Annotated in this window: 3 protein-coding genes and 1 pseudogene; 3 read left to right on the top strand and 1 reads right to left on the bottom strand. The window is 62.2% G+C overall.

Going from position 1 to position 4,739, the window contains the following annotated elements; genetic code table 11:
* On the top strand, nucleotides 1-782 hold a 782-nt coding region (gene istB, locus AB0N17_RS45180; RefSeq protein WP_366017518.1), incomplete at its 5' end, for an IS21-like element helper ATPase IstB.
* Nucleotides 783-1,882: 1,100 nt separating this feature from the next.
* Here the strand turns inward: istB and AB0N17_RS45185 are convergent.
* Nucleotides 1,883-1,990: pseudogene (locus tag AB0N17_RS45185) on the bottom strand (transposase); the annotation flags it as partial.
* A gap of 1,405 nt (nucleotides 1,991-3,395) precedes the next feature.
* On the opposite strand from AB0N17_RS45185, the gene AB0N17_RS45190 reads away from it, so the two are divergent.
* Together AB0N17_RS45190 and AB0N17_RS45195 are read left to right on the top strand one after the other, a co-directional pair.
* A complete protein-coding gene (locus AB0N17_RS45190; RefSeq protein ID WP_366017519.1) occupies nucleotides 3,396-4,415 on the top strand; it encodes a ParA family protein in 1,020 nt (339 codons plus the stop codon).
* Nucleotides 4,412-4,739: hypothetical protein (locus AB0N17_RS45195; RefSeq protein WP_366017520.1), on the top strand; the 328-nt coding region annotated here is incomplete at its 3' end. The genes AB0N17_RS45190 and AB0N17_RS45195, both read left to right, overlap by 4 nt.

A 4,739-nucleotide genomic window follows, 5' to 3' on the forward strand; every position in this document is an offset into this window, starting at 1 on the left:
GACCACATGCCGATCAGCCAGCCCGTCCACCGTCCGTAGCTCACGCGTGTCGAGATTCAGCCCCTGCTCTACGGGATGCGGCCGTCCGCCTCGCTGAGCGGGCCCGCGACGAGGGCTGGAGTCACGAGGAGTATCTGGCGGCCTGCCTGCAGCGGGAGGTCGCCGCCCGCGATTCACATGGCGCCGAGGGACGCATCCGGGCGGCCCGCTTTCCCTCTCGCAAGTCGCTGGAGGACTTCGACTTTGATCACCAGCGGCCTGTGAAACGCGAGGTCATCGCCCACCTGGGGACGCTGGACTTTGTCATCGGCAAGGAGAACGTCATCTTCCTGGGGCCGCCCGGCACCGGGAAAACCCATCTGGCCACCGGGCTCGGTACCCGGGCCTGTCAGGCCGGCCACCGGGTGGCCTTTGCCACTGCCACCCAGTGGGTGACCCGCCTCGCCGAAGCTCACAAAGCAGGCAGGCTCAGCGACGAGTTGACCCGGCTGGGCCGGATCCCGCTGATCGTCGTTGACGAGGTCGGATACATCCCCTTCGAACCCGAGGCGGCGAACCTCTTCTTTCAGTTCATCTCGGGCCGCTATGAACGGGCCTCGGTGATCGTGACCAGCAACAAACCCTGCGGCCGCTGGGGCGAGGTCTTCGGCGACGACACCGTTGCCGCCGCGATGATCGACCGCCTCGTCCACCATGCCGAAGTCATCTCACTCAAGGGCGCCAGCTACCGCATGCGCGGCCGCGACCTCGGACGGGTTCCCGCAGCCAACACCGGGGAATGACCAACATCAACAGACGCAGGGGGTCACTTTTCGTCCGTCGGCAGTGGCTCACAATTCAGACGTCGCCGACAGGAGCCGTTGCTGCCGGCGGCGAAGCGGGTCGAGGGCAGATCCCGCGCATGCCACCCAACTCCTGCCGCCGGGGCGGACACGGTCGCGAGAACGGCCCCGGGCTTCAGAGCGGGCGATGCCGCCCTTGCGGCTGGTCGCAAAGGCAACCAGAAAATCGGGGTATTACTCGCGCAGCAGCGGACGGAGCTGGTCGATCTGATGCCGATTCCAAACGGCGCCTCTGTGAGCGCGGGCAAGTACGGCGACAGCCCAGGCAAGTTTCGCTGTTGGTCGGCTGGGGGGGATGTATGGGATGGCGGTGCGCAGGATGTTGGCCAGCACAAGAGCGTTGCCGGGGTCCCACCTCTTGCTTGCGGGAGACACCGTGGCGGTCGCGGGAGCGGGATGCGGCGAGCGGGTCGATTGCGAAGACCTGCCATGCGAAGTTTCGGTCATCGGTGTGGGTTTGGCCTCACTGTCGCCGTACTCGGTGAGTAGGTCGAACAGCGTGCCGTATTCGGCCGCGTCGTTGGTGATGCCGGCTTTTTCTCAGCCTCGTCGACCAGGGTGACGCGTGATGCCTCTCCGGGCAGTCGTCGCCGCAGAACACCCTGACAATCGTTCCCTTGGTTCGGTTGTTTGCACTGGCGACGATGGCATGGGGGCCACGCGACGCTCTACTGCAGGACTTGTCGGTGCGCCATCGCGCAAGCTGTTTGCGGCACCAGCGCACCGCACGGGCCTCGGTCTCGCCCAGAGCTCGTCGGCTCGCGAGACGAAGGAGAGGTCACCATGCGGTGTTTTCGCACCACGGGTATCAACGTGCCCCGGGACAGACGAGCTCCGTGGAGGCAAGAGGACCCCAGGCGCTGGTCGTCTTTCGATACGCATCGTTGTGCCGAAGAGGGGTCGGAGTCATCCTGGTGCCCACCGGCCTCGTCGGGGGCTATTCGGCAGCAGTCACACTTCGGGCATGACGCCGTCCCACCGGCCGTGCTCGGCCACCCGCGGCTGCCTGGGCGACACGAGGCAGCATTGGAGACCGCGTGGACGCTGACCGTGACCTGGCAGTTCACCTGCTGGCACAGCGCACCGCCGTGCTGGGGAGCAACTCCGACTGACACCCTTCCGTCCTTGGGGAACCACACGTCATCGACCGCCTAGGCATGCGGGCCGATCAGAGGGACCAGCCGCTCAGCGATCCGCCGGCGCCACAGTCCCCGCCGCAGGACACTGTGCGTCCAGCTCGAACGTACGAGGAGCGGGAGAAGTGCATCGCACCAAGACGTGGCGTCCGGGACCGCATCGCTGTCGTCACCTCGGCGGGCCTGGAGCGCAGCGTCTGCAGTGTGCCTGCGGCAGGCGCTGCCAACCGCCTGTACCTGATGGCGAAACGCGAAACGGCCGCCACTGCGCAGAGTGGGTTGGTGAGGAGTGTGCCGACGCCCGCAGCGAGGAAGCGGTCATTGGGAAGCGCAACGAGCCTCTGGGTGAACAATCGCTGCTGCCGAGGAGGAGAGGCTTCGATAGGGAGTGCGGCCAGCACCGACACGGAGCCGGTACTGGTCGGGCCTCGGCCCGCGTGTCGATTCTAGGCAAGGTCGAGCATCCGCGTTCGGGCGGCACACCTGGGTCCTGCTCAGCTCGTGCCGGGGAAGGGCAAGGCCGTTCCCTCATCGAGACCGTGTCGGGTCAGAAGCGTCCTTCCCGGTATCCGGCGTGAGGGTGGTGCCCGGTCAGCCACAGGACCGTATCTCGCCGAGGCCGCAATCAGATGAGCGAGCCGGCTTGGTCGCCAGCACCAGCGCCTGGGCGACCGCGACGGCGTGATTCGGACGCGATGAACGGCCACAAAGAAATCTCTGCGGAAGGGCCTGAGACGCGCTTTCGATCCCGCCACCGTGCTCTCAGGGGTCAGTGAGAGTTGTAAAGCGGAGGTCTCTCTTCGGCTGGTACAGCATTTCATCGTCGCGATCAACGATGCGAGCGCCAGTTGCGGCATGCCCGGGCAGTCAGTCGAGCCCTCTGCCGACGCCTCTGAGAGTGTTGTCGCGCACTTGTCAAAGGTAATGACTGTGTAAAAAGAGCCTCTGACCTGCAGGTTCACAAAATCACATACCTTACTCACCTACTCACTCACCTACTCAGTGATGCGTCAGACCTCTCAGGGGCACTCCAGTTGCCTTGCGAAGGCGACAATTTTCAGTGATGAGCTAATTCATTTTCACCCGTCGAACTCCTCGCCTAGAGGATGGGTGGAGAAGGTCGCATGAAATAAATTACGGGAGAGCAGGGTAGGTCGATTTTCGGGTGTTCTAGGATCCTCATTAGGAGAGTCAACTACCCGGACACGCCGGAGAGCTGACGGGTGGTGGCATGGCCGCGTAGGAGCATGTACTGTCCTGAGTGCGCATCGGAGGGCAGGCGTTGAGGACGCTGTCTCTGTACACCAGAGCCGTCTACGCCGCGAAGGATGAACTACACCGAACCGGAGAGACGTTGGAAACCCTGACATTTGACACGCTGTCAAGTAGGCTCGGCGCCATTAGATCCTTCACCGACATGTCTGATCCGGAAGAGCTGGCTTCTCTGGTAAGTAAGCTCCGTCCCCATCTGAGAAACGTCATTGGCGTCACGATCGGTAAGGGAGGAGAAGGTAAGACAACGGTCTCGACGAACATCGCCTACATGCTCGCTGACCAACAGAGAATGAAGGCAGAGGAAGGGAAGAGCGCCAAGCCGATTCTCTACATCGAGCTAGACAGCAATGGCAATGGTCGTATGGATTTCGGTATCCTGGGCAAAGAGGTCGATGACGATGGACTTGGGTTTGTCGAATCACTGACTGAAGACAAGCCGCTTACCGTCGCTCAGGGAGTGCGCCCCTACCTCGATATGGTGGTGTCGGGATCGCATATTGCGGATATCCCAACTGCCATTACGAAACTGGCAGACAAGCATAGTCTCTCGGCGTACCTCATGCTTGCGCTGCTGTTGGCGCAGATCTCGCATCGGTACCGGTGGATCATCTTGGACTTCTCCCCTGGTGACAAAAGCATTCAAAGGCTTGGCCTGGCTGCATGTACGCACCTGGTGTCGCCTATGAAGGGATCTGACAACGCAGTGATCACCGGTCTCGGGACGCTGGCGAGTCTGGTGCGGCAGAACCGGCGTCTGAATGCAGAGGTTGGGATCGCAGCCATCGTCTTTCTGGGATACCGAAAGGTGAATGAGGCAGCCACGAGTGAACTCGTTCTGCTGCGCGAGAAGATCCATGGATTGCTCGAGCCAACACGAATCCCTCGTGAAGTGGTGATTGAGGAATTCATTCGCGATGGTCGAAGTACGGCTACTCTCGCTCGCAATCATGGTATGCCCACCAAGGAGTTCGCCTTGGCTGCCGCGGGACAACTCACAGATCAAGAAACTGGCGAGTTGGTATCGCGTCCTCGTGATGAGACAGGCCGTCTTGTAGATCCGCAAAGGCCAGTTGACATGGCGACGGATTACGCTCACGTCACCGCTGCGGTGATAAGGCAGGTCTTGCAACGCAACGCCAAGCTTCAGGGAGCCGAACGATGACCAACGGGTCGCGCAACCAGGGATCAAGCAGTGGAAGCCGTGGCAAGAAGACCGGCGCTTCTCCCAAGAGAGCCCTCATCGTTCCGGCTGTCAACCTGAGTGGGCTTGACGATGATGATGAGGCGGAAGAGGTAGTCCCCTTCAGCCTCGATGGTACGTCGCATGGGTCTGCAAGCGAGCCGGTAGCTCCCCCTGCAGCCCCTACCGTTCCTCCTCAGCAGGCAGCCCCGACCTATCAGCCAGATGAGAGGGCCGAGGCTGCAAGTTCCTTGAAGGAGGTGGCCGCTGACCGCTCGTCAATCACTGCCGGCCATGTTGTTGCTG

Origin of the sequence: Streptomyces sp. NPDC051133, assembly GCF_040682635.1 — a bacterium.
In the GTDB taxonomy this organism is placed as follows: domain Bacteria; phylum Actinomycetota; class Actinomycetes; order Streptomycetales; family Streptomycetaceae; genus Streptomyces.